Genomic DNA, 3,794 nt, shown 5'->3' with positions numbered 1-3,794 from the left:
TGTCTTTCAGGTTCACAGAATCTTTCCAAAAGATTTTGTTCCATATATTCAGGATGCTTCTCAAATACTGGTCCTATAGATCCTAAAACTTCTTCCACTGTTTGTAGGAATTCAGGCTCGTTTGAATTTCTTGCCTTTACTTTTTCAATTACTCCATTGACATAATTTTGTACTTTCTCATCAGTCATAAGTGGTAACACCCTCCTTGTGTGATTATTAATCACTTATTTATTAAATTACAGAATTAAGACATTTTTAATTTATCTTATATAAAAGTATTCTATATAAAATTCAAAATTCCTTCTTAAAATTACATAAAATCTTTTAATAATTTAATAAATTATTGCATATTATTCAATTTTCCTAATTTTAGCTAATTTTGATCTTTAAATGAGTAAACCTGGTATTCTTTCCAGATATCTTCCAAATCTGAAAATGTAGAGGATATTTTTTCTTTTTCTCGTAATCCTACAGCAATAATCAATGCGTTGATTACGCTTAAAGGTGCTACCAATGAATCTACAAACGAAGCCATATTGCTTTGAGCAATTAATGTATAATCAGATCTAGCTGCAAGAGGTGACAATAAGCTGTCAGTAATAGCTATTATTTTAGCATTTCTACTCTTAGCAAAGGCCAGTGCTTCAATAGTTCTCACCGCATATCTAGGAAATCCTATTCCTATGACTAAATCTCCTTCCTTTAAATTTATCATCTGCTCAAAGATATCACTTATTCCATATCCAACCACCTTCACATTATCTAATATTAAATTCAAATAAAAGCCTAAAAAATCTGCAATTGCAGTAGAACTTCTAAGGCCCAATATATATATTTTTTGAGCTTCAAATATACTGTCCACTACATCATCAAAAGTTTTATGATTTATTTTTTCCAGGGTAGCTCTTATATTTTCCATATCAGATTTTAAAACACTTTTTAAAGGGCTCTCCTGACTTACAAAATCATTTGACAATTCTATTCTCTGTACAGTGGTAAGTTTATTTTTTATAAGCTCCTGAAGGGATTTCTGCAATTTGGGATATCCTGAGAATCCCAGTTCATTTGCAAATCTAACTACCGTTGATTCACTTACACCTACATTTAAACCCAATTTTGCAGCAGTCATAAATGCTGCTTTGTCATAATGCTTTAAGATATACTCGGCTATTAATTTTTGACCTTTACTCAATCTTGGGAATTTAATTTGAATTGTCCTTATTAAATCTTGATTATTAACCTGTTCCATTTTCATTCATTCCTTTCTATCCACACTCAATCTATTTTGCAATATTTGTTTCATTTTACCATCTATTGATTAGATTATCAAGACATCTTTCAATTGTTTATCTATTTTATTTATAAGTATTTGTCATATTTGCATTTTTATTTTTTTATATAATTTATTTCTTCTTTATTCAAATATCTCCAACTTCCTTCTTTTAAATCTCCCAACTGTATATCTCCTATGGCTATTCTAGTTAATTTTAGTACAGGACAACCTATCTTGTCACACATCTTTCTTATCTGTCTGTTTTTACCTTCATGTATCTCTATTTTAACTTTCGACTCGTTTTTATTTTTATTTGCATTAATTACTTTAAAATTTGCGGCAGCAGTTATATATCCACCTATGTCCAATCCATTTTTAAATTTTTCTATGGCATCATTAGATGGTATGCCTCTTAATGTAGCAATGTATACCTTATTTCGTTCTCTCTTAGGGTGAGCTATATTATTATACACTTCTCCGTCATTAGTTAATATTATGAGCCCCGAGGTATTATAATCCAATCTGCCTATTGGATAAATCCTCTCTTTTACCTTTACAATATCCAGCAGCGTATTTCTTCCCCTATCGTCTTTAACTGTAGAAACATATCCTATTGGCTTATTTAACAATATATAAATTTTTTTCTCCCTCTTTTTTATTATCACATTATCTACAGAAATTACATCCATTTTATCATCAATCTTCACACCTAATTTATTTACAGTAATGCCGTTCACTTTTACTCTTCCCTGTAATATTATATTTTCACACTTCCTTCTTGAAGCTACACCACAATAGGACATGTATTTTTGTAATCTTTCTATCATAATTCATCACCCTTATTCTTAATCAATGCACAATTCACAGCTTTTAAATTTTTATTTAAATTAAAAAACAATCCTCAATGATATATCACCGAGGATTTTCTTCCTATTCCATTTCCTGTATGCTTATCTGTCTTATATGTTTAGTATGATCCCATTCCTTATTATTCTTGTCCAATATTCCCTGTATTGTTATCGGTATCCATGTTAAAGTGTATATTCCATAGAGCAAATACCATATAAACATCTTAAGAGGCTCTTTACCCCAGTTAAAAGATATAAAGGATACGAATATCAGCAGGTATACTATATTTCCAAGCAGCATTTCTAAAAAAGTAGGAGAACCAAAGATGTACGAAAGTACTATTATGTTTAGAGAATATAATGCAAATACAGAAAACATTTTCTTAGAAAGTTTACATTCTAAGGTCATTATAAAAGGTGTAATCAAAAATTGAAATATACTGAATATCTTCCATAAAGCCGGCAGAAACAGTGAATTTATGACAAATATATTTAAGCCACGTTCATTATTGTTCTGTAAAATAGTTATTAAAGCTGATAAACCAATCAACAATGTTATAAAAGGTTGTATAGTATATATCGCACAATCAAGAGATGTAAAACTTCTATCTCTTATAGATTTTTTTATAAGCTTAAAGAAAAATCTAGAGGAAACATCAGTGAAACCCTTCATCCATCTTTTTCTTTGATTCCAGGACTGTTTTAATGTCAAAGGCTTTTCATCATATACCACTGCATTATGAGCCCAGCCAACTTTGTGTCCATTTAAAACCAATTTACAGGTAAATTCCAAATCTTCAGTCAGGCAGGTTGCGCCCCATCCCAGTTCCCTGAGAATGTCTGTATCCATACAAAAACCGGTTCCACAAATCTGAGTTGACAATCCAAGATTTGATCTAGACAACTGGAAGAGCCTATTTGTAGTCCAAAATGAAATTGAATAAGAACCTGTTATCCATGAATCGTTTGGATTTTTACTGTCAACATAGCCCTGAACAACCTTGTATCCCTTGTTCAGTTTATAATTCATTTCCATTAGAAAATTTTTTGAAACCAAGTTATCAGCATCAAAAATAGCTATAGAATCATATTTTCTATCCATTTTAAATATCTTATTGAACATCCATTCAAGGGCATATCCCTTCCCCCTTTTATCGGGAACTTTTCTTTCATATACATTTACACCATATTTTCTTGCTATATCAGCAGTACTATCATCGCAATTATCCGCAATTACAAAAATATCATACATATCTTTAGGATAATCTATCTCCTTTAAACTCTCTATTATCTTTGCAATAACCATCTCTTCATTATGAGCTGCCACTAACAATGCAAAAGTATGATTGGGCGCACAATTTTTGGCACCATCATCTCTTTTTTTATAGAGTCCAAATAAAGAAAGTACTAAATAGTATATTGTGATTGTAAAAACTGATATTTGAAAAATAAATGTAAAATTAAAAATAAACTCTTTCATCACAAAAATCCTTCCTCGATATATTATTCTATTGTCCTCTAACAAATATACATAAATATCGTATATCATGATAACACAAATTTTAAATTGTACTGTATAAGTTGAAATATTCTGAATAGTATGAATTAACGTAAATATAATATTTTTTTATAGTTGTAAAACTGTCTATTATACACATCAGACGCTGCCGACG

At 30.1% G+C, this 3,794-nt stretch carries 3 protein-coding genes and 1 pseudogene; all 4 read right to left on the bottom strand.

The window, feature by feature from the left end:
• A pseudogene (locus J5G60_RS17195) lies at nt 1-188 on the bottom strand (NADP-specific glutamate dehydrogenase); the annotation flags it as partial.
• Nucleotides 189-373: 185 nt separating this feature from the next.
• Nucleotides 374-1,249: a MurR/RpiR family transcriptional regulator gene (locus J5G60_RS17190; protein ID WP_150358990.1), complete on the bottom strand. Its 876-nt coding sequence runs from the start codon at nt 1,247-1,249 to the stop codon at nt 374-376.
• Between the two features lie 137 nt (nt 1,250-1,386).
• Nucleotides 1,387-2,100 carry a pseudouridine synthase gene (locus J5G60_RS17185; protein ID WP_150358991.1) on the bottom strand — a complete coding sequence of 238 codons (714 nt, stop codon included), beginning with the start codon at nt 2,098-2,100 and terminating at the stop codon, nt 1,387-1,389.
• A 103-nt stretch (nt 2,101-2,203) separates the two neighbouring features.
• Nucleotides 2,204-3,601, bottom strand: a complete 1,398-nt coding sequence (locus J5G60_RS17180; RefSeq protein ID WP_179977351.1) for a glycosyltransferase family 2 protein — start codon at nt 3,599-3,601, stop codon at nt 2,204-2,206.
• Nucleotides 3,602-3,794: the final 193 nt, after the last annotated feature.

Source organism: Clostridium sp. HV4-5-A1G (assembly GCF_900184915.1).
Lineage (GTDB): Bacteria > Bacillota > Clostridia > Clostridiales > Clostridiaceae > Clostridium_B > Clostridium_B aromativorans.
The sequence above is the reverse complement of the archived record's forward strand: the minus strand, read 5'-3'. Positions and strand labels throughout refer to the sequence as shown.

Bases quoted from the DNA above. Each gene is read 5' to 3' on its own strand.
- J5G60_RS17190 (WP_150358990.1), bottom strand. From the start codon at position 1,249: ATGGAACAGGTTAATAATCAAGATTTAATAAGGACAATTCAAATTAAA.
- J5G60_RS17185 (WP_150358991.1), bottom strand. From the start codon at position 2,100: ATGATAGAAAGATTACAAAAATACATGTCCTATTGTGGTGTAGCTTCA.
- J5G60_RS17180 (WP_179977351.1), bottom strand. From the start codon at position 3,601: ATGAAAGAGTTTATTTTTAATTTTACATTTATTTTTCAAATATCAGTT.